This is a genomic window from Neobacillus bataviensis (genome assembly GCF_019969725.1).
Window position 1 is genome coordinate 1 of the sequence record NZ_JAHXYW010000074.1, and the last position, 255, is coordinate 255.

The window sequence follows — 255 nt, forward strand, 5'->3', positions numbered from 1 at the left end:
CCGCAAGGCTGAAACTCAAAGGAATTGACGGGGGCCCGCACAAGCGGTGGAGCATGTGGTTTAATTCGAAGCAACGCGAAGAACCTTACCAGGTCTTGACATCCTCTGACACTCCTAGAGATAGGACGTTCCCCTTCGGGGGACAGAGTGACAGGTGGTGCATGGTTGTCGTCAGCTCGTGTCGTGAGATGTTGGGTTAAGTCCCGCAACGAGCGCAACCCTTGATCTTAGTTGCCAGCATTCAGTTGGGCACTC

The 255-nt window shown here is 54.5% G+C and carries 1 rRNA gene; it reads left to right on the forward strand.

The window, feature by feature from the left end:
- Positions 1-255: ribosomal RNA gene (locus LC455_RS32140) — 16S ribosomal RNA — on the forward strand; the annotation flags it as partial.